This is a genomic window from Paucibacter sp. B51, assembly GCF_027863535.1.
Classification (GTDB): domain Bacteria; phylum Pseudomonadota; class Gammaproteobacteria; order Burkholderiales; family Burkholderiaceae_C; genus Paucibacter_A; species Paucibacter_A aquatilis.
On the sequence record NZ_JAPIVN010000002.1, the window covers coordinates 742,124 to 765,303 of the forward strand.

General features: G+C 60.7%; 38 protein-coding genes. 2 read left to right on the forward strand and 36 right to left on the reverse strand.

The genetic code is table 11. From position 1 onward, the window contains the following. Positions 1-87: 87 nt before the first annotated feature. From OOB33_RS24115 to rpsL, 33 genes are all read right to left on the reverse strand, one after another. Positions 88-1,074, reverse strand: coding sequence for a DNA-directed RNA polymerase subunit alpha (locus OOB33_RS24115; RefSeq protein ID WP_102766038.1), 987 nt, complete (start codon positions 1,072-1,074; stop codon positions 88-90). 138 nt (positions 1,075-1,212) lie between these two features. Then, positions 1,213-1,836, reverse strand: coding sequence for a 30S ribosomal protein S4 (gene rpsD, locus OOB33_RS24120; protein ID WP_102766037.1), 624 nt, complete (start codon positions 1,834-1,836; stop codon positions 1,213-1,215). 246 nt (positions 1,837-2,082) lie between these two features. Beyond that, on the reverse strand, positions 2,083-2,487 hold the full coding sequence (rpsK, locus tag OOB33_RS24125) for a 30S ribosomal protein S11 (RefSeq protein ID WP_058721926.1): 405 nt from the start codon (positions 2,485-2,487) through the stop codon (positions 2,083-2,085). A 29-nt stretch (positions 2,488-2,516) separates the two neighbouring features. Continuing rightward, complete coding sequence (rpsM, locus tag OOB33_RS24130) at positions 2,517-2,882, reverse strand: 30S ribosomal protein S13 (protein ID WP_102766036.1); 366 nt, start codon at positions 2,880-2,882, stop codon at positions 2,517-2,519. A gap of 34 nt (positions 2,883-2,916) precedes the next feature. After that, positions 2,917-3,030: a 50S ribosomal protein L36 gene (gene rpmJ, locus OOB33_RS24135; protein ID WP_056194202.1), complete on the reverse strand. Its 114-nt coding sequence runs from the start codon at positions 3,028-3,030 to the stop codon at positions 2,917-2,919. A 59-nt stretch (positions 3,031-3,089) separates the two neighbouring features. Beyond that, a complete protein-coding gene (gene infA / locus OOB33_RS24140; protein ID WP_009855680.1) occupies positions 3,090-3,308 on the reverse strand; it encodes a translation initiation factor IF-1 in 219 nt (72 codons plus the stop codon). 49 nt (positions 3,309-3,357) lie between these two features. Next, a complete protein-coding gene (gene secY, locus OOB33_RS24145) occupies positions 3,358-4,668 on the reverse strand; it encodes a preprotein translocase subunit SecY (protein ID WP_102766035.1) in 1,311 nt (436 codons plus the stop codon). Between the two features lie 20 nt (positions 4,669-4,688). Continuing rightward, a complete protein-coding gene (gene rplO / locus OOB33_RS24150; protein ID WP_102766034.1) occupies positions 4,689-5,120 on the reverse strand; it encodes a 50S ribosomal protein L15 in 432 nt (143 codons plus the stop codon). Positions 5,121-5,146: 26 nt separating this feature from the next. After that, on the reverse strand, positions 5,147-5,329 hold the full coding sequence (gene rpmD / locus OOB33_RS24155; RefSeq protein WP_102766033.1) for a 50S ribosomal protein L30: 183 nt from the start codon (positions 5,327-5,329) through the stop codon (positions 5,147-5,149). 23 nt (positions 5,330-5,352) lie between these two features. Beyond that, positions 5,353-5,871: a 30S ribosomal protein S5 gene (gene rpsE, locus OOB33_RS24160; RefSeq protein WP_102766032.1), complete on the reverse strand. Its 519-nt coding sequence runs from the start codon at positions 5,869-5,871 to the stop codon at positions 5,353-5,355. An 18-nt stretch (positions 5,872-5,889) separates the two neighbouring features. Further along, positions 5,890-6,255: a 50S ribosomal protein L18 gene (gene rplR / locus OOB33_RS24165; protein WP_102766031.1), complete on the reverse strand. Its 366-nt coding sequence runs from the start codon at positions 6,253-6,255 to the stop codon at positions 5,890-5,892. A gap of 11 nt (positions 6,256-6,266) precedes the next feature. Beyond that, positions 6,267-6,800 (reverse strand): 50S ribosomal protein L6, encoded by a 534-nt coding sequence (gene rplF / locus OOB33_RS24170; RefSeq protein WP_102766030.1) that lies wholly within the window; start codon positions 6,798-6,800, stop codon positions 6,267-6,269. A 19-nt stretch (positions 6,801-6,819) separates the two neighbouring features. Continuing rightward, a complete protein-coding gene (gene rpsH / locus OOB33_RS24175) occupies positions 6,820-7,215 on the reverse strand; it encodes a 30S ribosomal protein S8 (protein WP_102766029.1) in 396 nt (131 codons plus the stop codon). A 25-nt stretch (positions 7,216-7,240) separates the two neighbouring features. Then, positions 7,241-7,546, reverse strand: coding sequence for a 30S ribosomal protein S14 (gene rpsN, locus OOB33_RS24180; protein WP_102766028.1), 306 nt, complete (start codon positions 7,544-7,546; stop codon positions 7,241-7,243). Positions 7,547-7,554: 8 nt separating this feature from the next. Continuing rightward, positions 7,555-8,094 carry a 50S ribosomal protein L5 gene (gene rplE / locus OOB33_RS24185; protein WP_102766027.1) on the reverse strand — a complete coding sequence of 180 codons (540 nt, stop codon included), beginning with the start codon at positions 8,092-8,094 and terminating at the stop codon, positions 7,555-7,557. Between the two features lie 10 nt (positions 8,095-8,104). Then, positions 8,105-8,422, reverse strand: coding sequence for a 50S ribosomal protein L24 (rplX, locus tag OOB33_RS24190; protein ID WP_102766026.1), 318 nt, complete (start codon positions 8,420-8,422; stop codon positions 8,105-8,107). 26 nt (positions 8,423-8,448) lie between these two features. Continuing rightward, on the reverse strand, positions 8,449-8,817 hold the full coding sequence (gene rplN, locus OOB33_RS24195; protein ID WP_058721914.1) for a 50S ribosomal protein L14: 369 nt from the start codon (positions 8,815-8,817) through the stop codon (positions 8,449-8,451). A gap of 322 nt (positions 8,818-9,139) precedes the next feature. Continuing rightward, positions 9,140-9,649 (reverse strand): peroxiredoxin, encoded by a 510-nt coding sequence (locus OOB33_RS24200; protein WP_271010491.1) that lies wholly within the window; start codon positions 9,647-9,649, stop codon positions 9,140-9,142. Positions 9,650-9,829: 180 nt separating this feature from the next. Then, complete coding sequence (gene rpsQ / locus OOB33_RS24205; RefSeq protein WP_102766024.1) at positions 9,830-10,099, reverse strand: 30S ribosomal protein S17; 270 nt, start codon at positions 10,097-10,099, stop codon at positions 9,830-9,832. Continuing rightward, on the reverse strand, positions 10,096-10,296 hold the full coding sequence (gene rpmC / locus OOB33_RS24210) for a 50S ribosomal protein L29 (protein ID WP_102766023.1): 201 nt from the start codon (positions 10,294-10,296) through the stop codon (positions 10,096-10,098). The genes rpsQ and rpmC overlap by 4 nt, the downstream gene beginning before the upstream one ends. A 13-nt stretch (positions 10,297-10,309) precedes the next feature. Next, positions 10,310-10,726, reverse strand: a complete 417-nt coding sequence (gene rplP, locus OOB33_RS24215) for a 50S ribosomal protein L16 (RefSeq protein ID WP_058721910.1) — start codon at positions 10,724-10,726, stop codon at positions 10,310-10,312. Positions 10,727-10,728: 2 nt separating this feature from the next. Beyond that, positions 10,729-11,583, reverse strand: coding sequence for a 30S ribosomal protein S3 (rpsC, locus tag OOB33_RS24220; RefSeq protein ID WP_102766022.1), 855 nt, complete (start codon positions 11,581-11,583; stop codon positions 10,729-10,731). 16 nt (positions 11,584-11,599) lie between these two features. Then, the gene (rplV, locus tag OOB33_RS24225; protein WP_102766021.1) at positions 11,600-11,929 is read right to left on the reverse strand and encodes a 50S ribosomal protein L22; all 330 of its coding nucleotides are present in this window, start codon (positions 11,927-11,929) and stop codon (positions 11,600-11,602) included. A gap of 11 nt (positions 11,930-11,940) precedes the next feature. Continuing rightward, positions 11,941-12,219, reverse strand: a complete 279-nt coding sequence (gene rpsS, locus OOB33_RS24230) for a 30S ribosomal protein S19 (RefSeq protein WP_102766020.1) — start codon at positions 12,217-12,219, stop codon at positions 11,941-11,943. 10 nt (positions 12,220-12,229) lie between these two features. Next, complete coding sequence (gene rplB / locus OOB33_RS24235; RefSeq protein ID WP_102766019.1) at positions 12,230-13,054, reverse strand: 50S ribosomal protein L2; 825 nt, start codon at positions 13,052-13,054, stop codon at positions 12,230-12,232. Continuing rightward, the gene (gene rplW / locus OOB33_RS24240; RefSeq protein ID WP_102766018.1) at positions 13,054-13,368 is read right to left on the reverse strand and encodes a 50S ribosomal protein L23; all 315 of its coding nucleotides are present in this window, start codon (positions 13,366-13,368) and stop codon (positions 13,054-13,056) included. The genes rplB and rplW overlap by 1 nt, the downstream gene beginning before the upstream one ends. Further along, complete coding sequence (rplD, locus tag OOB33_RS24245; protein ID WP_102766017.1) at positions 13,365-13,985, reverse strand: 50S ribosomal protein L4; 621 nt, start codon at positions 13,983-13,985, stop codon at positions 13,365-13,367. Before rplD ends, rplW begins: the two co-directional genes overlap by 4 nt. Beyond that, positions 13,985-14,656, reverse strand: coding sequence for a 50S ribosomal protein L3 (gene rplC / locus OOB33_RS24250; RefSeq protein WP_171827809.1), 672 nt, complete (start codon positions 14,654-14,656; stop codon positions 13,985-13,987). Before rplC ends, rplD begins: the two co-directional genes overlap by 1 nt. Before the next feature lie 317 nt (positions 14,657-14,973). After that, positions 14,974-15,285, reverse strand: a complete 312-nt coding sequence (gene rpsJ, locus OOB33_RS24255) for a 30S ribosomal protein S10 (protein WP_102766015.1) — start codon at positions 15,283-15,285, stop codon at positions 14,974-14,976. Positions 15,286-15,392: 107 nt separating this feature from the next. Next, complete coding sequence (gene tuf / locus OOB33_RS24260) at positions 15,393-16,583, reverse strand: elongation factor Tu (protein WP_102766014.1); 1,191 nt, start codon at positions 16,581-16,583, stop codon at positions 15,393-15,395. Between the two features lie 162 nt (positions 16,584-16,745). Next, positions 16,746-18,848 carry an elongation factor G gene (fusA, locus tag OOB33_RS24265; RefSeq protein WP_102766013.1) on the reverse strand — a complete coding sequence of 701 codons (2,103 nt, stop codon included), beginning with the start codon at positions 18,846-18,848 and terminating at the stop codon, positions 16,746-16,748. Positions 18,849-18,918: 70 nt separating this feature from the next. Further along, positions 18,919-19,389 carry a 30S ribosomal protein S7 gene (gene rpsG / locus OOB33_RS24270; protein WP_102766012.1) on the reverse strand — a complete coding sequence of 157 codons (471 nt, stop codon included), beginning with the start codon at positions 19,387-19,389 and terminating at the stop codon, positions 18,919-18,921. A gap of 166 nt (positions 19,390-19,555) precedes the next feature. Continuing rightward, a complete protein-coding gene (gene rpsL, locus OOB33_RS24275; protein ID WP_102766011.1) occupies positions 19,556-19,930 on the reverse strand; it encodes a 30S ribosomal protein S12 in 375 nt (124 codons plus the stop codon). Between the two features lie 404 nt (positions 19,931-20,334). Here rpsL and OOB33_RS24280 point away from each other — a divergent pair, with 404 nt between their 5' ends. Next, positions 20,335-20,808 (forward strand): putative toxin-antitoxin system toxin component, PIN family, encoded by a 474-nt coding sequence (locus tag OOB33_RS24280; RefSeq protein WP_271010492.1) that lies wholly within the window; start codon positions 20,335-20,337, stop codon positions 20,806-20,808. A gap of 34 nt (positions 20,809-20,842) precedes the next feature. Here the strand turns inward: OOB33_RS24280 and OOB33_RS24285 are convergent, their stop codons facing one another. Further along, positions 20,843-21,055, reverse strand: a complete 213-nt coding sequence (locus tag OOB33_RS24285) for a hypothetical protein (RefSeq protein ID WP_102766009.1) — start codon at positions 21,053-21,055, stop codon at positions 20,843-20,845. Between the two features lie 250 nt (positions 21,056-21,305). On the opposite strand from OOB33_RS24285, the gene OOB33_RS24290 reads away from it, so the two are divergent. Further along, on the forward strand, positions 21,306-21,869 hold the full coding sequence (locus OOB33_RS24290) for a thymidine kinase (RefSeq protein WP_171829271.1): 564 nt from the start codon (positions 21,306-21,308) through the stop codon (positions 21,867-21,869). A gap of 69 nt (positions 21,870-21,938) precedes the next feature. Here OOB33_RS24290 and OOB33_RS24295 read toward each other — a convergent pair whose 3' ends face one another. Then, positions 21,939-22,175, reverse strand: a complete 237-nt coding sequence (locus OOB33_RS24295; protein WP_102766008.1) for a hypothetical protein — start codon at positions 22,173-22,175, stop codon at positions 21,939-21,941. Between the two features lie 233 nt (positions 22,176-22,408). Further along, the gene (locus OOB33_RS24300; protein ID WP_102766007.1) at positions 22,409-23,167 is read right to left on the reverse strand and encodes an enoyl-CoA hydratase/isomerase family protein; all 759 of its coding nucleotides are present in this window, start codon (positions 23,165-23,167) and stop codon (positions 22,409-22,411) included. Positions 23,168-23,180: the final 13 nt, after the last annotated feature.

The window sequence follows — 23,180 nt, forward strand, 5'->3', positions numbered from 1 at the left end:
GCCGACACGGCCACCCACTTTCAAAAAAACTTCAGAGCCTGAGGCTGCCGCCGATTCGGCCAAAGCCAACGCTGCGGGATACGCCGATCAGCGCTTGTCCAGACCTTGCGGCGGCCAGTTTTCCAGGCGGGCGCCCAGAGTCAGACCGCGCGAAGCCAGCACTTCCTTGATTTCGTTGAGCGACTTGCGACCCAGATTCGGGGTCTTCAGCAGCTCGGTCTCGGTACGCTGGATCAGGTCGCCGATGTAGTAGATGTTTTCGGCCTTCAGGCAGTTGGCCGAACGCACCGTCAATTCCAGCTCGTCCACAGGGCGGAGCAGGATTGGGTCGAACGACGAGCTGCGCTGTGCAGGCTGGTCGAAATCAGGCACTTCGCTGCCTTGCAGCTGAGCGAAGACGGCCAGTTGTTCCACCAGGATCTTGGCCGATGCGCGGATCGCTTCCTCGGGCGAAATGGCGCCGTTGGTTTCGATCTCCATGACCAGCTTGTCCAGGTCGGTGCGCTGCTCCACACGGGCGCTCTCAACGGCGTAGCTGACGCGACGGACGGGTGCGAACGACGCATCCAGCACGATGCGACCGATGGTCTTGGTCGGCTCATCGCCGTAGCGACGCATGGAACCCGGCACATAGCCACGGCCCTTCTCGACCTTGATCTGCATGTCCAGCTTGCCGCCTTGCGACAGGTGGGCGATGACATGCTCGGGGTTGACGATTTCCACGTCGTGCGGAGTCTGGATGTCGGCGGCCGTGACCGGGCCTTCACCTTCCTTGCGCAGAACCAGCGTCACTTCCTCGCGGTTGTGCAGACGGAACACCACGCCCTTCAGGTTGAGCATGATATGAACGACGTCTTCCTGCACACCGTCGATGGCCGAGTACTCGTGGAGCACCCCAGCGATCGTGACTTCAGTCGGCGCATACCCCACCATCGAAGACAACAGCACACGGCGCAGGGCATTGCCCAGGGTGTGGCCATAGCCGCGTTCGAACGGCTCCAGAGTCACCTTGGCGCGATGACCGCCCAGGGGCTCCACATTGATGGATTTGGGTTTGAGCAGGTTTGTTTGCATGAGGTCTTTCTTTCAATACCCTCGGTTCGTTACACCGATAAGGCTGAGGGACCAGCCGGGCCTTGCGCGTCTGCGCGTAGCCCAGACGAGGAAACGCCGACCATGCCCTTGCGGGCATCGTCGGCAAAAGAAGATCGATTAACGCGAGTACAACTCAACGATCAGCGATTCATTGATCTCAGCACCGAACTCGTCGCGATCGGGGGCCTTCTTGAAGACGCCTTCCAGCTTGGTGGCATCCACAGTCACCCAGGCCGGCAGACCGATGGACTCGGCCAGCTTCAGCGCGTCGATGATGCGCAGCTGCTTCTTGGCCTTTTCACGCACGGCGACCACGTCACCGGCCTTGACCAGGTAGGAAGCGATGTTCACGACTTCACCGTTCACGGTGATGCCCTTGTGCGAAACCAGCTGACGGGCTTCTGCGCGGGTGGAGCCGAAGCCCATGCGGTAGACGACGTTGTCCAGGCGCGATTCCAGCAGGGTCAGCAGGTTGACGCCGGTCGAGCCCTTGCGGCGCTCGGCTTCGGCGAAGTAGCGGCGGAACTGACGCTCCAGCACGCCGTACATGCGCTTGACCTTTTGCTTCTCGCGCAGCTGCAGACCGAAGTCAGAGGTGCGTTGGCCGGAAGTGCGACCGTGTTGACCCGGCTTGGAGTCGAACTTGGCCTTGTCACTGATCGGGCGGCGGGCGCTCTTCAGGAACAGGTCGGTGCCTTCACGGCGGGAAAGTTTGGCCTTGGGGCCGAGGTAACGTGCCACTTTGCGTGTCCTTGATCAATCTGACGCCAGCCCACCCTCGAACGGTGGCACCCTGCGCGAGTCCGGCCAGTGTTTTTATCGGCTCAGACGGTGGTCTTCAACATTCAGCCTGGGCAGCGACGATGCGCTGTCAACAAGCCACAAACAAGCCCGAAGGCTTCAACAGAACCGCCGGCGCGGCACTTGCGTGCCCGCCGGCGATGAGTAACCGCAGATTATCGCAGAAAAGCGAGCATCCGTGGAAACTTAGATGCGACGACGCTTCTGCGGACGGCAGCCGTTGTGCGGCACCGGGGTCACATCGGAGATCGAGTTGATCCGGATGCCCAGAGCACCCAGGGCACGAACCGACGACTCACGACCCGGGCCGGGGCCCTTGATCTTGACGTCCAGGTTCTTGATGCCTTGGTCTTGAGCAGCACGGCCGGCCACTTCAGCTGCCACCTGGGCTGCGAAGGGGGTCGACTTGCGCGAACCCTTGAAGCCTTGGCCGCCGCTGGAAGCCCAGGACAGAGCGCCGCCTTGACGGTCGGTGATCGTGATGATCGTGTTATTGAACGACGCGTGAACGTGTGCAATGCCATCGGCAACGTTCTTGCGAACCTTCTTGCGAACGCGTTGCGCAGCCGAGTTATTGGGTGCTTTTGCCATCTTGACCTTCTTTCAATGCTTTGCGCAGATCACTTCTTGCCCGTAGCGGCCGACTTGCGCGGGCCTTTACGAGTGCGAGCGTTCGTGCGAGTACGCTGACCGCGCATCGGCAGACCACGGCGGTGACGGAAACCACGGTAGCAACCGAGGTCCATCAGGCGCTTGATGTTGATCGACATCTCGCGACGCAGGTCGCCTTCGATGGTCATGCGGCCCACTTCATCACGGATCTTTTCCAGATCAGCGTCGGTGAGGTCCTTGACCTTCTTGTCGAAAGGAATACCGCAAGACGTGCAGATCTTCTGAGCCGTCGTACGGCCAACGCCGTAGATCGAAGTCAGACCAATCTCAGTGTGCTTATGCGGCGGAATGTTGATACCAGCAATACGTGCCATGTGCGTCCTCTAATTCGCTCGTGTCGTGCAGCAATCAGCCTTGACGCTGTTTGTGGCGCGGATCGGTACAGATCACACGCACCACGCCCTTGCGACGGATGATCTTGCAATTGCGGCACATCTGCTTGACGGATGCCGAAACTTTCATGGTCTGCTCCTTGACCTACTCAAATGCGCTCACAGCGCGTAACCGGGGAAAAGAAAAGCTCACTTCGCCCGGAATACGATGCGAGCACGACTCAAATCGTACGGGGTCAGTTCTACGGTGACTTTGTCGCCGGGCAGGATGCGGATGTAATGCATCCGCATCTTGCCGGAGATGTGGCCGAGAACGACATGCCCGTTCTCCAGCTTCACACGAAACGTGGCATTAGGAAGATTCTCAAGAATCTCGCCTTGCATCTGAATGACGTCGTCTTTCGCCATGCCTTCGTTTCTGTTCTGATGGAAATTGATTAAACGTGGACTCAGCTTTTCAGCTGGCCTTGAAATTTGCCTTCTTCAGCAGCGATTCATACTGCTGGCTCATCACGTAAGACTGCACCTGAGCCCAGAAGTCCATGGTGACCACAACGATGATCAACAAGGATGTGCCGCCAAAATAGAAAGGCACGTTGTACTTCAAGGTCAAGAACTCTGGCAGCAAGCACACACCGGTGATGTAGATGGCGCCAGCCAGGGTCAAACGCGACAAGATCTTGTCAATATGCTTGGCAGTCTGATCACCCGGGCGGATACCCGGAATGAACGCACCACTCTTCTTCAGGTTGTCTGCAGTCTCGCGGCTGTTGAACACCAGAGCCGTGTAGAAGAAGCAGAAGAACACGATGGCAGCGGCGTAGAGCAGCACATAAATCGGCTGTCCTGGCGCCACCATGCCAGCGAGATCTTTCAACCAGCGCAGGCCGTCACCGGTCGCAAACCAACTCACGATCGTGGTCGGCAGCAGGATGATGGACGACGCAAAGATCGGCGGGATCACGCCCGACATGTTCAGCTTCAGCGGCAGATGAGAAGACTGGCCGCCGTAGACCTTGTTACCGACCTGGCGCTTGGCGTAGTTCACCAAGATCTTGCGCTGACCGCGCTCGACGAACACCACCAGATAGGTCACAGCCACGACGACCGCAGCCAGGAACAGGAAGGACACCGGGCCCATGGCACCTGTGCGAACCAGCTCCAACAAACCACCAATGGCACCAGGCAAACCTGCAGCGATACCGCCGAAGATCAGGATCGAAATCCCGTTGCCCAGACCACGCTCCGTGATCTGCTCACCCAACCACATCAGGAACATCGTGCCGGCCACCAGGCTGGAGACCGCCGTCAAGCGGAAGCCGAAACCAGGATTGACCACCAAGCCAGCCGAGCTTTCCAGCGCCAGAGCGATGCTCAGCGACTGGAACAAGGCCAGGCCCAAGGTGCCGTAGCGCGTGTACTGCGTGATCTTGCGGCGGCCAGCCTCGCCTTCCTTCTTCAGCGCTTCCAACGACGGCACGACATAACCCATCAACTGGATCACGATCGAGGCCGAGATGTAGGGCGTGATGCCCAGCGCAAAGACGGTGAAGCGCGACAGCGCACCGCCCGAGAACATATTGAACAGGCTCAGGATGCCACCCTCCTGACCCTTGAAGAACTGCTGCAGCTGAGCCGGATCGATACCAGGCACGGGGATATGACCCCCGATGCGATACACGACCAGGGCCAGCAACAGAAACACAAGTCGACGACGCAGGTCGCCGAACTTGCCGCTCTTGGCCAGTTGGTTTGCGTTGGTAGCCACTGTGCCTTGTTCCTAAAGCTTTAAGCGACCGAGCCGCCGGCAGCCTCGATGGCAGCCTTGGCGCCAGCCGTCGCGCCCACGCCCTTCAGCGTGATCTTGCGGCTGATCGAACCCGACAGGATGACCTTGGCGTTCTTGGTCAGCTCAGGCACCAGGCCCACAGCCTTCAGCGTCATCAGATCGATCTCGTCGGCCACCAGGGCCTGCAGATCGTCCAAGTTCACTTCGGCGTTGAACTTCAACGAAGCCGACTTGAAACCACGCTTGGGCAGGCGACGTTGCAGAGGCATTTGACCGCCTTCGAAACCCACCTTGTGGTAGCCGCCTGCGCGCGACTTCTGACCCTTGTGACCACGGCCAGCGGTCTTGCCCAGACCGGAGCCGATGCCACGGCCCACGCGACGCTTGGCGTGCTTGGCGCCAGCTGCGGGCTGAATGGTATTGAGTTGCATGTGTTGTCCTCGGTTCGTGACGGTGCTTAGAGCACCTGCACGAGATAGGCGATCTTGTTGATCATGCCGCGCACGGCCGGCGTGTCTTCCAACACGCTGGTGCTGTTCAGCTTGCGCAGGCCCAGACCCACCACGGTGGCACGGTGCGAAGCACGGGTGCCGATGGGGCTGCGAACCAACTTGACGGTTACGGTTTTCTTGTCAGACATGTGTCTACTCCAATGCTGGCGAATCAGCCGAGAATTTCTTCGACCGACTTGCCGCGCTTGGCGGCGACTTCCGCAGCCGTCGTGGAGCGCTTCAGCGCGTCCAGAGTGGCGCGAACCATGTTGTACGGGTTGGTCGAACCGTGGCTCTTGGTCACGATGTCGGTCACACCCATCACTTCGAAGACCGCGCGCATCGGGCCGCCGGCGATCACGCCGGTACCAGCTTGTGCGGGGATCATCATCACGCTGGCTGCTCCATGGCCGCCCACCACATTGTGGTGAATGGTGCCGTTGCGCAGGTCAACCTTGATCATGTTGCGACGGGCAGATTCCATCGCCTTTTGCACGGCGACGGGAACTTCCTTCGCCTTGCCCTTACCCATACCGATGCGGCCATTGCCATCACCGACCACCGTCAACGCGGCGAAGCTCAGAGTACGACCACCCTTCACCACCTTGGTGACGCGGTTGATCGCGATCATCTTTTCCTTCAGGCCGTCGTCATTGCCTTCGGTCTGCACGCGGGGTTGAAACTTTGCCATTTCGAAATCCTTTTTGCGTCAGAACTGCAGGCCGGCTTCGCGGGCTGCTTCGGCCAGAGCCTTGACACGACCGTGATAGGCGAAACCTGCGCGGTCGAAAGCAACCTTCTCGATACCAGCAGCCTTCGCCTTTTCGGCGATGCGCTTGCCGATCAATGTGGCTGCGGCCACATTGCCACCCTTGCCTGCGCCGCCCAGTTGCTCGCGGACTGCCTTCTCGGCGGTCGAAGCGCTGGCCAACACACGGGTGCCATCGTCGGAGATGACGCTTGCGTAGATGTGCAGATTGGAGCGGAACACCGTCAGGCGAACGACGCGCTGCACCGCAATGCGGGCGCGAGTCTGACGCGAGCGACGGATGCGCTGTTCTTTTTTGGTCAACATAGCGCTGCTCCTTACTTCTTCTTGGTCTCTTTGAGAGAGACCTTCTCGTCGGAATAGCGGATGCCCTTGCCCTTGTAGGGTTCCGGCGGACGGAAGGCGCGCACTTCTGCGGCCAGCTGTCCGACGACCTGGCGATCCGCGCCCTTGATCAGAATTTCGGTCTGGGTCGGGCACTCAACCTTGATACCAGCCGGCATGTCCTTCACCACGGGGTGAGAGAAACCGATCTGCAGGTTCAGCTTTTGACCTTGAGCCTGGGCACGGAAACCCACGCCAACCAGGTTCAGCTTCTTTTCGAAACCCTTGCTCACGCCGTTGACCATATTGGCCACCAGTGCGCGAACGGTGCCGCTCATCGCGCCAGCGGCGGAGGAGTCGTCACGGGGAACGAAAGACAGCTGGCCGCCTTCATTCTTGATGGTCACGAGGCCGTTCAGGGGACGCACCAGCGTGCCCAGAGCGCCCTTGACGCTGACTTGGTCAGCAGTGATGGTCACATCCACTCCCTGGGGAATGGCGACCGGCATTTTTCCAACGCGGGACATTGTGTGTCTCTCCTTGCGCTTAGGCGACGTAGCAGAGCACTTCGCCACCGATGCCGGCTTGACGTGCTTTGCGGTCGGTCATCACGCCCTGGGGCGTAGTGACAATCGCCACACCCAGGCCGTTCATGACCTGAGGGATGTCGTGGCGGCCCTTGTAAATGCGCAGGCCGGGACGGCTCACGCGTTCGATGCGCTCGATCACCGGGCGACCGGCGTAATACTTCAGCGCAATCTCCAGCTCGGGGCGAGCGGCTTCACCGCGCACTGCGAAACTGTCGATATAACCCTCGTCCTTCAGGACCTTGGCGATCGCGATCTTCAACTTGGAGGAAGGCATCACGACGCTGGGCTTCTCAACGCTCTGGGCGTTGCGAATGCGGGTCAGCATATCGGCGATAGGATCACTCATGCTCATTTGCGAAATCTCCTAATCGTGCCGATTACCAGCTGGCCTTGACGACACCGGGGATGTCGCCCTTGAAGGCCAGCTCACGAATCTTGTTACGGGCCAAGCCGAACTTGCGGAAGGTACCGCGGGGACGGCCGGTCAACGCGCAGCGGTTACGCTGACGGGTCGGGTAGGCGTTGCGAGGCAGCTTCTGCAGCTCGAGGCGAGCGATGTAGCGCTCTTCGTCCGACTTCTTCGCGTCGTTGATGATTGCCTTCAGTTCCGCGTATTTCTTCGCGTACTTGGCCACCAACGCATCGCGCTTCAGTTCACGTTGAATAAGTGAAGTTTTAGCCACGAGTCACCTCAGTTCTTGAACGGAAACTTGAACGCAGCCAGGAGTGCCTTGGCTTCGTCGTCCGTTTTGGCGGTAGTGGTGATGCTGATGTTCAGACCACGCAGCGCATCCACCTTGTCATAGTCGATCTCAGGGAAGATGATCTGTTCTTTGACGCCGATGTTGTAGTTGCCGCGGCCGTCGAACGAGCGACCCGAGATACCACGGAAGTCACGAACGCGCGGCAGCGCGATCGTCACGAAACGATCCAGGAATTCATACATCTGAACGCCGCGCAGGGTGACCATGCAGCCGATCGGCACGTTGTCACGGATCTTGAAACCTGCAATGGCCTTCTTCGACTTGGTGACCACAGGCTTCTGGCCGGCGATCTTGGTCAGGTCACCCACCGCGTGGTCCATGACCTTCTTGTCGGCGACCGCTTCACTGACACCCATGTTCAAGGTGATCTTCGTGATGCGCGGCACTTCCATGACCGACTTGTAACCAAACTTCGCCGAGAGGTCGGGCACAACTTTTTCGCGATAAAACGCTTGCAAACGAGCCATGTCGAACCCCTTAAGCCTTGATCTCTTCGCCGGTCGACTTGTAAACGCGCACCTTCTTGCCATCGGCGAGCAGCTTGATGCCCACGCGATCGGCCTTGCCGGATGCAGCGTTGAAAATCGCCACGTTGGATTGATGGATAGGCATCGTCTTGTCCACCACACCACCGGTGGTACCCTTCATCGGGTTGGGCTTGACGTGCTTTTTGACGACATTGATGCCGTCGACGACGATGTGATCAGCATCCACGCGCTGCGTCACCGCACCACGCTTACCTTTGTCACGGCCGGTCAGAACGATGACCTCGTCGCCTGTGCGAATCTTGTTCATGGCAATACCTTTGTCTGTGGCTGAGCTCAGAGAACCTCAGGCGCCAGCGACACGATCTTCATGAAACGCTCGGTACGCAGTTCACGCGTCACCGGGCCGAAGATACGAGTGCCGATCGGCTCGAGCTTGGCGTTCAGCAGCACGGCGGCATTGCCGTCGAACTTGACCAAAGAGCCGTCTTGACGACGCACGCCCTTGGCGGTGCGAACCACCACAGCGCTGTAAACCTCACCCTTTTTGACGCGGGCGCGAGGCGCAGCTTCTTTGATGCTGACCTTGATGATGTCACCAATCCCGGCATAACGACGCTTGGAACCACCAAGCACCTTGATGCACATGACGGACTTGGCGCCAGTGTTGTCCGCGACATCGAGTCGCGATTGCATTTGAATCATGTCTATCCCCAACTTTTCCCAAATCCTCTGCTGCATCGCGCGGCAAATTCATCGGTCAGTCTTGGGCCCGTTGACCAAACGCGATTCTCAGCACTCCTGTGTGAGTTTCGCGCCCAGCAGTTGAGGGCGGATCCGAGGCCATAACGCATCACAAGATGCGCCGTGCGTTCGGCGAAGCTTTAGATTGTGCACCAGAAGTCTTGATGCCGTCAAGTGCGAATTGAAAAACATTCCAAAGCCCAGACAGCCCACCGGGCCGGTGGCTGCGGGCTTGGCAAACCTCGCGCTCGACGAGAAGCGGCGCTCGATGCGCCGCTTGAACTCAGACTTGCTGAGCTTGAGCGAGCATGGTCGCTGCGTCGCTCACTTCGAACTTGCCAGGTGCTTCGATATTGAGCGTCTTGACCACGCCGTCGACCACCAGCATGGAATAGCGCTGCGAACGCAGGCCCAAGCCGCCCGCCGTCAGATCCAGCGTCAAGCCCGTGGCCTTGGTGAACTCGGCACTGCCGTCCGCCATCATGCGAACCTTGCCGGCCGTCTTCTGCTCACGTCCCCAGGCACCCATCACAAAGGCGTCATTGACCGACAGGCACCAGATTTCATCGACACCGGCGGCGCGCAGAGCCTCGGCCTGCTGCACATAGCCCGGCACATGCTGAGCTGAGCAGGTCGGCGTGAACGCACCAGGCAGCGCAAAGATGGCAATCTTTTTGCCAGCCACCAGGGCGTCGACGGCGAACTTGTTCGGGCCGAGGGAGCAGCCCTCGCCTTCAACTTCGATGAATTCTTGCAGGGTGGCCGCGGGCAGGCGATCGCCGATCTTCAGCATGAGGTGTCCTTTGTAGATAGATGTGAAAGGGGAACCGACCCTGCTTCGCCACAGCAGCGTGCGACGAATAAAGGATCCAAGGCCGGAAATGAAAAATGACCGGGCGCCAGTATTCCAGCGTTCCGGTCATTCCTGTCATGCGGAGCCCGAAGACCCCGCGAAAGACATGTTTTGCGGTGATTAAACCACTTGTGCCTTCTCGACCAGGCGGGTCACGACCCAGCTCTTGGTCTTGGACAGCGGACGGCTTTCAGCGATCTCAACCACATCACCCATCTTGTACTCGCCCTTTTCATCGTGGGCGTGGTACTTGCGGGAACGGGCCACGATCTTGCCGTAGAGCTCGTGCTTGGCGCGACGCTCAACCAGGACCGTGATGGTCTTGGCGCGCTTGTCGCTGACCACGCGACCGACCAGGGTGCGCGTGTTCTTTTCTTGAGCTTGCGTCATTTCGCGGCTCCCTTCTTCTTCTCGTTCAAGATGGTCTTGACACGAGCGATGTCGCGGCGCGTGTTGCCCAACACGGTGTGGTTGGTCAACTGTTGAGTCGCCTTTTGCATGCGAAGGCCGAAATGGGCCTTCAGCAGGTCGGTCACTTCCTTTTCCAAGGCAGCGACATCCTTGCCACGCAGTTCAGATGCTTTCATGGTGTTCTCCGCTTCAGGTGCCGACCTGGCGGGTCACGAAGGTGCAGCTCAGCGGCAGCTTTGCAGCAGCCAGAGTGAACGCTTCGCGAGCCAGGGCTTCCGGCACACCGTTGATCTCGTAGAGCACCTTGCCAGGCTGAATTTCAGCGACGTAGTACTCCGGGTTGCCCTTACCGTTACCCATACGGACTTCGGCGGGCTTCTGGGAGATCGGCTTGTCGGGGAAGATGCGGATGAAGATACGACCACCGCGCTTGATGTGGCGCGAGATTGCACGACGTGCAGCTTCGATTTGACGAGCCGTCAGGCGGCCGCGTTCGGTAGCCTTCAGACCGAAGTCACCGAAAGAAACGGCAGCACCGCGGGTAGCAACACCAGTGTTACGACCCTTTTGCTCCTTGCGGTATTTGCGACGAGCTGGTTGCAGCATGTTTATTCTCCTTTGGCCTCACCGCCAGCGGGTGCGGCCTTGCGGACGACACGCTTGGCAGCGGGCTGGGCTGCGTCACCGGTGGAAGCCGGCTTGTCGCCGCCTTCACCACGCGGACCACGGTCACCACCCGGGCGGCCACGGCCAGCCGGGGCGCCCGGACGGGCGTTGCGACGCGGACGACGATCGTCTTCACCAGCTTCGCTCTTGATCACCGGCGCTTCGCCGTTGGCCAGGCGGTCGCCGCGATAGACCCACACCTTCACGCCGATGATGCCGTACGTCGTGCTGGCTTCGGAGAAGCCATAGTCGATGTCAGCCTTCAGGGTGTGAAGAGGCACACGGCCTTCACGGTACCACTCGCAACGAGCGATTTCGATGCCGTTCAGACGGCCCGACGACATGATCTTGATGCCTTGAGCACCCAGACGCATCGCGTTCTGCATCGCACGCTTCATGGCGCGGCGGAACATGATGCGCTTTTCCAGCTGCTGGGTGATCGAGTCGGCGATCAGCTGAGCATCGATTTCAGGCTTGCGCACTTCTTCGATGTTCACAGCCACCGGCACGCCCAGACGCTTGGTCAGCTCGGCCTTCAGACTTTCGATGTCCTCGCCCTTCTTGCCGATCACCACGCCCGGACGAGCCGAGAAAATGGTGATGCGGGCGTTCTTCGCGGGGCGCTCAATCAGAACGCGCGACACAGCGGCGTTCTTCAGGCGTGCCTTCAGGAAGTCGCGGACCTGCAGATCTTCGGCCAGCATGGACGCGAAGTTCTGGTTGTTCGCGTACCAACGCGAAGCCCAGTTACGCGTGACAGGCAGGCGAAAACCGGTCGGATGAATTTTCTGTCCCATAGTCTTCCTTCAGCCTTCAGTTGCCGACCGACACGAAGATGTGGCAGGTGGGCTTGCTGATGCGGTTGCCACGGCCCTTGGCGCGGGCAGAGAAACGCTTCAGAGTTGCACCTTGCTCCACATAGATCGTGGTGACCTTGAGCTCATCAATGTCAGCGCCGTCGTTGTGCTCGGCGTTGGCGATGGCGCTTTCCAGCGCCTTCTTGATGATCAGGGCCGCCTTCTTCTGGGTGAATTCCAGGATGTTGAGCGCTTGGTCCACCTTCTTGCCGCGGATCAGGTCCGCCACCAGGCGGCCCTTGTCACACGAGAGGCGAACGCCGCGAACGATTGCTTTGGTTTCCATCGTTGGCATCCTTACTTCTTCCCGGCCTTCTTGTCGGCCGGGTGGCCCTTGAAGGTACGGGTCAGTGCGAATTCACCCAGCTTGTGGCCGACCATCTGGTCCGACACATAAACCGGCACGTGTTGCTTGCCGTTGTGGACGGCGATCGTCAGACCGATGAACTCGGGCAGGATCGTCGAACGACGCGACCAGGTCTTGATAGGCTTCTTGTCCTTGGCAGCAACCGCCTTCTCGACCTTGGCCAAGAGGTGGTGGTCAATGAACGGGCCCTTCTTCAGTGAACGAGTCATGGCCTACCCTTTACTTCTTGCGACGCGAAACGATGAACGTCTGCGTGCGCTTGTTGTTACGAGTGCGGAAGCCCTTCGTGAGGGTGTTCCACGGCGACACAGGCGCCTGGCCTTCACCGGTACGACCTTCACCACCACCGTGCGGGTGATCCACCGGGTTCATGGCGGTACCACGAACGGTCGGACGGATGCCCTTCCAACGGATTGCGCCGGCCTTGCCGTACTGGCGCAGCTGGTGCTCTTCGTTCGACACTTCGCCAATCGTGGCGCGGCAGTCGATGTGGATGCGACGGACTTCACCCGAGCGCAGACGCAGCTGGGCGTAGACGCCTTCGCGAGCCATCAGCACCACGGACACGCCAGCCGAGCGAGCGATTTGCGCGCCCTTGCCAGGCAGCATTTCGACGCAGTGGATGGTGGAGCCCACGGGGATGTTGCGGATGGGCAGGGTGTTACCAGCCTTGATCGGAGCTTCCGCGCCGCTCACGATGGTCGAACCCACTTCCAAGCCACGGGGAGCGATGATGTAACGACGCTCGCCGTCGGCATAGCACACCAGAGCGATGTGAGCCGTACGGTTCGGGTCGTATTCAATGCGCTCAACCTTGGCGGGGATGCCGTCCTTGTTGCGCTTGAAGTCGACCACACGGTAGTGGTGCTTGTGACCACCGCCCTTGTGGCGAATCGTGATGTGACCGTTGTTGTTACGGCCAGCATTTTGCTTTTGCGGTTCCAGCAGCGAAGCTTCCGGAGCGCCCTTGTGCAGGTGCGAGTGCACCACCTTCACGACGGCACGGCGGCCAGGTGAAGTCGGCTTGACTTTAACGACGGCCATTACGCAGCCTCCCCGGAGAAGTTGAGCTCTTGGCCCGCCTTCAGCGACACGTACGCCTTCTTGACGTGGTCGCGGCGACCGATGGAACGGCCGAAGCGCTTGACCTTGCCCTTGACGTTGACAACGTTCACAGCCTCAACCTCGACCTTGAACATCAGTTCAACAGCGGCCTTGATTTCGGGCTTGGTGGCGTCGCGCAGCACCTTGAACAACACTTGGTTGTGCTTTTCAGCAACCGCCGTGGCCTTTTCGGACACGATGGGAGCCAGCAGCACCGAGGCCAGACGGCCTTCAGAATACTTTTGGGCGCTCATGCCAGCATCTCCTGGAGTTGCTCCATAGCGGCCTTGGTCACCAGCACCTTCTTGTAGAAGACCAGCGACAGGGGATCCGCGTAGCGCGGCTCGCACACCAGCACATTGGCCAGGTTGCGCGAAGCGAGCAGCAGGTTGTCGTCCATCTGATCAGCGATCAGCATCACCGATTCCAGGCCCATGGCCTTGAACTTGGCGGCCAACAGCTTGGTCTTGGGAGCTTCCAGCGTGATCGAATCGATCACGGCCAGACGGCCTTCACGTGCCAGCTGCGAGAGGATGGCGGCCATACCGGCGCGGTACATCTTCTTATTCAGCTTGTGGGTGAAGTTTTCGTCAGGCATGTTCGGGAAAATCCGACCGCCCCCACGCCACAGCGGCGAGGACGTCATACCAGCACGTGCACGACCCGTTCCCTTTTGACGGAACGGCTTCTTGGTCGAGTGCTTGACTTGTTCGCGGTCCTTCTGGGCGCGAGTGCCTTGGCGAGCGTTGGCCTGGAAGGCCACGACCACCTGGTGCACCAGGGCTTCGTTGTAATCGCGAGCAAACAGCGTATCAGGAGCGTCCACCTTGGCGGTGGCCTGACCTTGCTCATTCAGGAGCTCGAGCTGCATCAGATGGCTCCCTTCTTGAGCTTGACCTTGACGGCGGGACGAACGACAACGTGGCCGTTCTTCGAACCCGGCACAGCACCGCGGACCAGCAGCAGTTGACGAGCTTCGTCAACGCGCACGATGTCCAGGTTCTGCACGCTCACCGTCACGTCACCCAGGTGACCCGACATCTTCTTGCCCGGGAACACGCGGCCCGGATCCTGTGCCATCGAGATGGAGCCAGGAACATTGTGCGAGCGGCTGTTACCGTGCGAAGCACGCTGCGAGCTGAAGTTGTGACGCTTGATGGTGCCTTCGAAGCCCTTACCGATGGAGGTGCCTTGCACGTCCACCAGCTGACCCACTGCGAACAGCGAGACCGGCACTTGCGCGCCCGGCTTGTACTCGGCGGCCACTTCAGCGGCAACACGGAATTCGCTCATGACACGACCGGCTTCCACACCTGCCTTGGCAAGGTGGCCGGCTTCCGGCTTGGTAACGCGCGATGCTTTGCGCTCACCGTACACCACTTGAATGGCGGTGTAGCCGTCGGTCTCTACGGTCTTGATCTGGGACACGCGGTTGTTGGACACATCCAGCACCGTCACAGGCACGGCATCGCCGTCGTCCGTGAAGATGCGCATCATGCCCACCTTGCGGCCCAGCAATCCGAGACGATTGCTTAGACTCATGGTTTTTCTCCAGCCCCACAGGTTGACCCTGGAAGCCATTTACATACACCCGACATCGATTGGCCGGGCTGACCAGTGCACCGTACGCACAAGCCCTCCCTGGGGAAGCCCTGCCGGACACGATGCGCCAAATTCCGCGCCGGAAAATTCCACCGCGGAAAAGCTGGCGAGTATAGCGTGAACCCTGATGAATACGCAAGGGTCACGACACCCTACCAAGAAAAAGGGCGACTCTTTCGAGTCGCCCTTCTCTGAATCTGACCGAGGTCAGTTCACATGCTCAGCACCGTCTTGCGTCGGCGCCAGCATGTCAAGCATCACTGCAGCTTGATTTCGACGTCGACGCCAGCCGGCAGGTCGAGCTTCATCAGCGCGTCAACGGTCTTGTCCGTCGGGTCCACGATGTCCATCAGACGTTGGTGGGTACGGATTTCGAACTGGTCGCGCGAAGACTTGTTCACGTGCGGCGAACGCAGGATGTCAAAACGCTCGAAGCGGGTCGGCAGGGGCACGGGACCCTTGACGATCGCGCCAGTGCGCTTGGCGGTTTCCACGATCTCGGCAGCCGATTGGTCGATCAGCTTGTAGTCAAACGCCTTCAGGCGGATGCGGATCTTTTGCTTTTGCATGACGATTCCTTCAAAGAACGTGCGGGCTCAAATGCCTTGAGTGCCGCGAAGTAGGTGAAGCCCGCGCCGCCACATCGGCAGCAGCGCGGACTGGTCACGCAAAAGTGTTAGGCCAGGATGGTGGCAACCACACCCGAACCCACGGTACGGCCACCTTCGCGGATTGCGAAGCGCAGACCGGTTTCCATGGCGATCGGAGCGATCAGCTTCACGGTGATGCCGACGTTGTCGCCGGGCATGACCATTTCCTTGTCGGCCGGCAGCTCCACAGCACCGGTCACGTCCGTCGTACGGAAGTAGAACTGGGGACGGTAGTTGTTGAAGAACGGGGTGTGACGGCCGCCTTCTTCCTTGCTCAGCACATACACCTCAGCGGTGAAGTGGGTGTGCGGCTTGATGGTGCCGGGCTTGGCCAGCACTTGGCCGCGCTCCACGTCTTCGCGCTTGGTGCCGCGCAGCAGGATACCGACGTTGTCGCCGGCTTGACCTTGGTCCAGCAGCTTGCGGAACATTTCCACGCCCGTGACGGTGGTCTTCTGCACGTCGCGGATACCGACGATTTCGATTTCTTCGCCGACCTTGATGATGCCGCGCTCAACGCGACCGGTCACCACGGTGCCACGACCCGAGATCGAGAACACGTCTTCGACCGGCAGCAGGAAAGCACCGTCCACAGCGCGCTCAGGCGTGGGGATGTAGCTGTCCAGAGCGTCAGCCAGGCGCATGATGGCTTGCTCGCCCAGATCGCCGGTGTCGCCTTCCAGAGCCAGCTTGGCCGAACCCTTGATGATGGGGGTGTCGTCGCCGGGGAAGTCGTACTTGCTCAGCAGCTCGCGCACTTCCATTTCCACCAGTTCCAGCAGCTCGGCGTCATCCACCATGTCGCACTTGTTCAGGAACACGATGATGTACTTCACACCCACTTGGCGAGCCAGCAGGATGTGCTCGCGGGTCTGGGGCATCGGGCCGTCAGCGGCCGAGCACACCAGAATCGCGCCGTCCATCTGTGCGGCGCCGGTGATCATGTTCTTCACATAGTCAGCGTGGCCGGGGCAGTCCACGTGGGCGTAGTGACGGCCAGCGGTTTCGTACTCGACGTGAGCGGTGTTGATGGTGATGCCGCGAGCCTTTTCTTCAGGCGCAGCGTCGATCTGGTCGTAGGCCTTGGCCTCGCCGCCGAACTTCTTCGACAGCACGGTCGCGATCGCAGCCGTCAGGGTCGTCTTGCCATGGTCCACGTGACCGATGGTACCGACGTTGACGTGCGGCTTGGTGCGCTCAAATTTACTCTTTGCCATTGCAATTGCTCCAAAAAGAACAGGTCGCCAGTCTCAGGGTTTAGCGTTTCCCTCAGGCCTGCGACTCCCGGCGACTGGCAACCGGGCAGAACCTGAGAAAGACGATCTCGAATGAGAAGAAGCGCGGAAGCCTCGGTTGGAGGATTCAGCGCTTCGGAGTCATCACTTGCCGCGGGCGGTGATGATGGCGTCAGCCACGTTCTTCGGAGCTTCAGCGTAGTGCTTGAACTCCATCGTGTAGGTGGCGCGGCCTTGGGTGGCGGAACGCAGGGTCGTCGAGTAACCGAACATTTCCGACAGCGGAACTTCGGCCTTGATGATCTTGCCACCGCCGACCATGTCGTCCATACCTTGGACCATGCCGCGACGGCTGGACAGATCGCCCATCACCGTACCGGCGTAGTCTTCCGGCGTTTCGACTTCCACGGCCATCATCGGCTCCAGGATCACCGGCGAAGCCTTGCGGCAGCCGTCCTTGAAGCCCATCGAAGCGGCCATCTTGAAGGCGTTTTCGTTCGAATCCACTTCGTGGTAGGAACCGAAGGTCAGCGTGACCTTCACGTCCACCACGGGGTAGCCGGCCAGCACGCCATTCGGCAGGCTGTCGATGATGCCCTTTTCCACGGCAGGGATGAATTCGCGAGGAACCACACCGCCCTTGATGGCGTCCACGAACTCGAAGCCCTTGCCCGGCTCTTGCGGCTCAACGGTCAGCACGACGTGACCGTACTGGCCCTTACCGCCCGACTGACGCACGAACTTGCCTTCCACGTCGGTGGCCGACTTGCGGATGGTTTCGCGGTAGGCCACTTGCGGCTTGCCGACGTTGGCTTCCACGCCGAACTCGCGCTTCATGCGGTCGACAATGATTTCCAGGTGGAGCTCGCCCATGCCGGAAATGATGGTCTGGCCCGATTCTTCATCGGTACGCAGGCGGAAGGACGGATCTTCCTTGGCCAGACGGCCCAGGGCGATACCCATCTTTTCCTGGTCGGCCTTGGTCTTGGGTTCCACGGCCTGCGAGATCACGGGCTCAGGGAAGACCATCTTTTCCAGGGTGATCACTGCTTCCGGATCGCACAGGGTTTCACCGGTGGTGACGTCCTTCAGGCCCACGCAAGCTGCGATGTCGCCGGCCAGAATTTCCGAGATTTCTTCACGCTGGTTGGCGTGCATCTGCAGAATACGACCGATACGTTCCTTCTTGCCGCGGATCGGGTTGAACACCGAATCGCCCGACTTCAGCACGCCCGAATAGACGCGCACGAAGGTCAGCTGACCGACGTAGGGGTCAGTCATCAGCTTGAAGGCCAGAGCCGAGAACTTGGCATCGTCGGACGCATCGCGCGACGACGGCTGGTCATTCTCGTCCGTGCCCGGCACGGGAGGAACGTCCACCGGCGAGGGCAGGAAGTCGATCACGCCGTCCAGCATGCGCTGCACGCCCTTGTTCTTGAACGCGGTACCGCAGAACATCGGCTGGATTTCAGCAGCCAGCGTACGGGCACGGATGCCTTCCAGGATTTCGGCTTCGCTCAGCTCGCCGGACTCCAGGTACTTGTTCATCATGTCTTCGTTCGACTCGGCAGCGGCTTCAACCAGGTTGTCGCGCCACTTTTGCGCATCGGCCTGCAGCTCGGCAGGGATGTCGCGGTAGTCGAACTTCATGCCCTGGGAGGCTTCGTCCCAGAAGATGGCCTTCATCTTGATCAGGTCGACCACGCCCTTGAAGTTTTCTTCAGCGCCGATGGGGATGACCACGGGCACAGGGTTGGCCTTCAGACGCAGACGCATCTGATCGTAGACCTTGAAGAAGTTGGCGCCGGTACGGTCCATCTTGTTCACAAAGGCCAGACGAGGCACCTTGTACTTGTTGGCTTGGCGCCAAACGGTTTCCGACTGGGGCTGCACGCCACCCACAGCGCAGTAAACCATGCAAGCACCGTCGAGCACACGCATCGAACGCTCAACTTCAATGGTGAAGTCCACGTGTCCGGGGGTGTCGATGATGTTGAAGCGGTGCTCGGGGTAGGACATGTCCATACCCTTCCAGAAGCAGGTGGTCGCAGCCGAGGTGATGGTGATACCACGCTCTTGCTCTTGCTCCATCCAGTCCATGGTGGCCGCGCCATCATGCACTTCACCGATCTTGTGGTTCACACCGGTGTAGAAAAGGATACGCTCGGTCGTCGTGGTCTTGCCAGCGTCGATGTGCGCCGAGATACCGATATTGCGGTAGCGCTCGATGGGGGTCTTGCGTGCCATGATGTCACTCCAGAAAGGCAGGAGCCGCCAGCGGGTCAGTAGAAACCCGAGGCGGCTGAATCGAAGTAAATTAGAAGCGGAAGTGCGAGAAGGCCTTGTTGGCTTCGGCCATGCGGTGAACTTCGTCACGCTTCTTCATGGCGCCGCCGCGGCCTTCAGCTGCTTCCAGCAGCTCGTTGGCCAGACGCTGCGACATGGATTTTTCACCACGCTTGCGGGCCGATTCCTTCAACCAACGCATGGCCAGAGCCATCCGGCGGACGGGACGAACTTCCACGGGAACTTGGTAGTTCGCACCGCCAACGCGGCGGGACTTCACTTCGACCATCGGCTTGACGTTGTTCAAGGCAACCAGGAACACTTCCAGCGGGTCCTTGCCAACCTTCTTTTCGACTTGTTCCAGAGCACCGTAAATGATGCGCTCTGCAACCGCCTTCTTGCCCGACTCCATGATGACGTTCATGAACTTGGACAGATCAACATTGCCGAACTTGGGATCAGGCAGGATCTCGCGTTTGGGTACTTCGCGACGACGTGGCATGGGATTCTTCCTCTTGCTTCAGTGGGTACGGGCAACTGCCCTGCACCTTTGGATGACCACCGACTTCTGGGGCATCCACTTACTCGGTAGCGGCCAATCTTGGGAATGGCTGAAACCGCAAAAACGCCTGGCGCCAGCAGAATGCCGGGCCGACATGACTCTTTGATTACTTCTTCGGACGCTTCGCGCCGTACTTGGAACGCGACTGCTTGCGGTCTTTCACGCCTTGCAAGTCCAGCGAACCGCGCACGATGTGGTAACGCACACCCGGCAAGTCCTTGACACGACCGCCGCGCACCAGCACCACGCTGTGCTCTTGCAGGTTGTGGCCTTCACCGCCGATGTAGGAGATGACCTCGAAACCGTTGGTCAGGCGCACCTTGGCAACCTTACGCAGAGCCGAGTTCGGCTTCTTCGGAGTCGTGGTGTAGACGCGGGTGCAAACGCCGCGGCGTTGCGGGCAATTCTGCATTGCCGGCGACTTGGATTTCGTGACCTCGGCCTGACGGCCGTGGCGCACGAGCTGATTGATGGTTGGCATAAGTAACTTGTTCCCGTTTGAAGTCACACACTTCAGCAGCATCACTCAGGATGAGCGCAAACCTTGACTGGCTGACGCGGCACACCCGGCACCAACGCGGGATGCGACACACGCCTGAAATCTTCACAAAGATCCAGCGACAAATCGCCAGCGGGTTTGTTCACCGCCGGCGGCATTCCGTGAATCCATGGAAAATTCTCAGCAAGGCCTGCTGAAGAGCCCGCGATTGTAGATCAGATCAACGAGAACACACAAGCCGAGGCTTCGGAAGGCGCTATGCTGCCTCGCTTTGCCGAAGTTTCGGGCCGCTCAGCCCGCTTGCGGACCCGAGGCCGAAGGCCCTGCCGCACACGACCGCAACCCGCCACACGATTCGATTCCACGCGGCCTGGCCGCGGCTGCTCATGCCCGATTCCCCAGTGAACGATTCCGCCCACACCGCCCCGCGCATCGTCATCGACACCCAGGTGATCATGGACTGGCTGGTGTTTCGCGACCCGCGAGTACAGGCTCTGGCACAGGCCGTGGTCGGCCGGCAGGTGCAATGGATCGGCGAGCCGGCCATGCTCGATGAGCTTCGCCATGTGCTGGGCCGCGGGGTCGCCGCCCAGTTCGAACCCGATCTCGCCTGGATCGAAAGCCAGTTTGAGCAGCATTGCCAGATGATCGCCAGCGCCAGCCCTCCGGCCGTGCGCCTGGTCTGCCGCGACCCAGACGATCAGAAGTTCATCGACCTGGCCCTGGCTCAGCGGGCGCACTGGCTGCTGTCGCGCGACCGCGCCGTGCTGGCCCTGGCCAAACGTGCGCGGGCTCAAGGCTTGCTGATCTTGAATCCAGATAAATGGACGCCCCCGCCCCCGGCCGGCCTCGCTGCCTGAGCGCTCGGCGAGCAAGCCGCCAGAGCAGTTTCGTTCAGGCCTGCTTTTCCGGCTTCACGCAAGCCGGCTTGCACACCACCTCGGTGCGGCCCAGCACGCGCTTGGACATCAGGTTGTTGGGGGTGCGGTGTTTGCCGCATTTGAAGCAAGAGCGGGTATGACCGCTGCCCAGAAAGGGCGAACCGCCCAGTTTGGACTCATAACGCAGACCGTTGTCACTGACGCTGGTGTAGGTGTCTTTGCTCATTGGTGTCGCGGGTTCACGGTGCCGACCATCAGCGCGAGGGGCGCCTAGGCCTGAATGTGCTGGACTGCTTTCCTCTGCCCTCTGAACCATAGTAGGCGGCCGGGCGTGGCTTTGACTACCTCGCTTGCCCCAGGTTTTGTCACAATCGCGCACGCCGGCCGGCCCCTCCCCCTCAGATGCGGGCGCTGGGCGCGCCAATTCGCCCTACCGGGCTGGCTTTCCAACCTTTTTGCAGCCCAAGCCCCTCGACATGGCCAAACTGTTTTTTCGCTACGCGGCCATGAATGCCGGCAAATCCACCGCCCTGCTGCAGGTGGCGCACAACTACGAGGAGCGCGGCCACCGCGTGCGGCTGTTCACCGCGCAGATCGACGATCGCTACGGGCGCGGCACCATCACCTCACGCTTGGGGCCGCAGCGCGAGGCGGAGGTGTTTGGGCCCGAGACGGATTTCCTGGCCCTGCCGCTGCAACTGCCGGAGGTGTCCTGCGTCTTGATTGATGAGGCGCAGTTTCTACTCAAACACCAGGTCTGGGCGCTGCATGAGCTGGCGCATGTGCGCAATGTGCCGGTGATCTGCTACGGCTTGCGCACCGATTTCCAGGGTGAGTTGTTCCCCGGGTCCGCCACCTTGCTGGCTCTGGCGGACGAGATGGACGAGATGAAGACCATCTGCGACTGCGGCCGCAAGGCCACGATGAATATGCGTGTCGACGCCAACAACCGCAAGGTCACCGAAGGCAATCAAGTGGAAATTGGTGGCAACGCCCGCTACCGGGCGGTGTGCGGGCGCTGCTTCCGGCAGCAGGCCTGAGAGAGCCAGGCCGGCCGGCGTTGAAGTCGGGAACGCAGCGCGCCGCTCGGGGCGCGCTGACGTGTCCGCTCAGCCCTTGCTGAGCTGTTCGTCGAGCTCCTTGCACGACGGTGCGCAGACAGGCTGCGACTTGCCCAAGAGCTTCTTGGATTTCAGCATCGCGCGCGGGCGGTGCTTGCCGCACAAAAAGCACGACATGGTTGCGGCACCAAAGGAAGAGGTCGCCGCGAACGGCGAACCCGGTGCTTTAGAGCGGTAACGCAGACCATCGGCTTCGATGGTCGTTTTAGTACTGTCCTTGGCCACGTCGGTCCTGATAGTGAGTTAGTGGGAGCTAGCCATGCCGGGCCGGTGACTCCGTTGCCGAAGCCGCCGCCCGAATGGGCGAACCCCGCTATTTTCCACCATCTGGAGGCCGATCCGGCGCCGGCGCCGCCCGCCGGCCCCAGACACAGAGGGAGGGGATTCCCCTAGAGCGCCCCAAACACGGGCCTTGCAGACCCTGTCCGACCCCAGCAAACATGCGGCCGCTGGGCGCTTCAACGCCCCTCAAAACGCGGCGTGCGACGCGCCTGCCAGGCCGCCACGCCCTCGGCCAAATCGCTGGACGCATTGGCCCGGGCGATGTCGGCCTGCAGCGCCGCCGGGTCCAGCTGACCGCGCGCGATCGCATTCAAGTGCTTCTTCATGCCCAGCAGCGCCAGCGGCGCCATGGCCAGCAGCTGGGTCACAAGTTCCTGCGTGGCGGTCTCCAGCGCCGCCGCATCGGGCAGCAACTGGTCGAGAAAGCCGCTGCGCAGCATCTCCTGCGCGTCCAGCGTGGCACCCGCCAGCAAGACCTTCTTGGCCCAGGGCAGGCCAAGGCGGCTGACATAGCGCTCCATGCCGCCGCGGTAGAAATGCAGGCCCAGCTTGGCCGCCGGCACAAACATCTCGCAGGCCGGCTGCCCAAGGCGGAAATCGCAGGCCAGGGCCAGGTCGGTCGCGCCGCCGTAGACGCCGCCCTGGATCTGGGCCACGGTCACCGGGCGGGCGTTCTCCCAGGCATCACTGAGCTCGGCAAACAGGGCGCCGGCGTCGAGGCCCGGCACCGCGTCGATATTGAATCCACTGCAGAAATGCCGGCCCTCGCCGCGCAGCAGCAGCACGCGCAGCTCCTCGCGCGCATTCACCTCTTGCAGCTGCGCCTGCAAGTCCAGCAAGTCGCTGGGCTCCAGGCGGTTGGCCAGGCGAGGCCGGCGCAGGGTGATGCGGGCCAGATGGCCATCAACTTCGAGCAAAGGGGCGTGGCCAGGCATGGCGGGCAAGAAT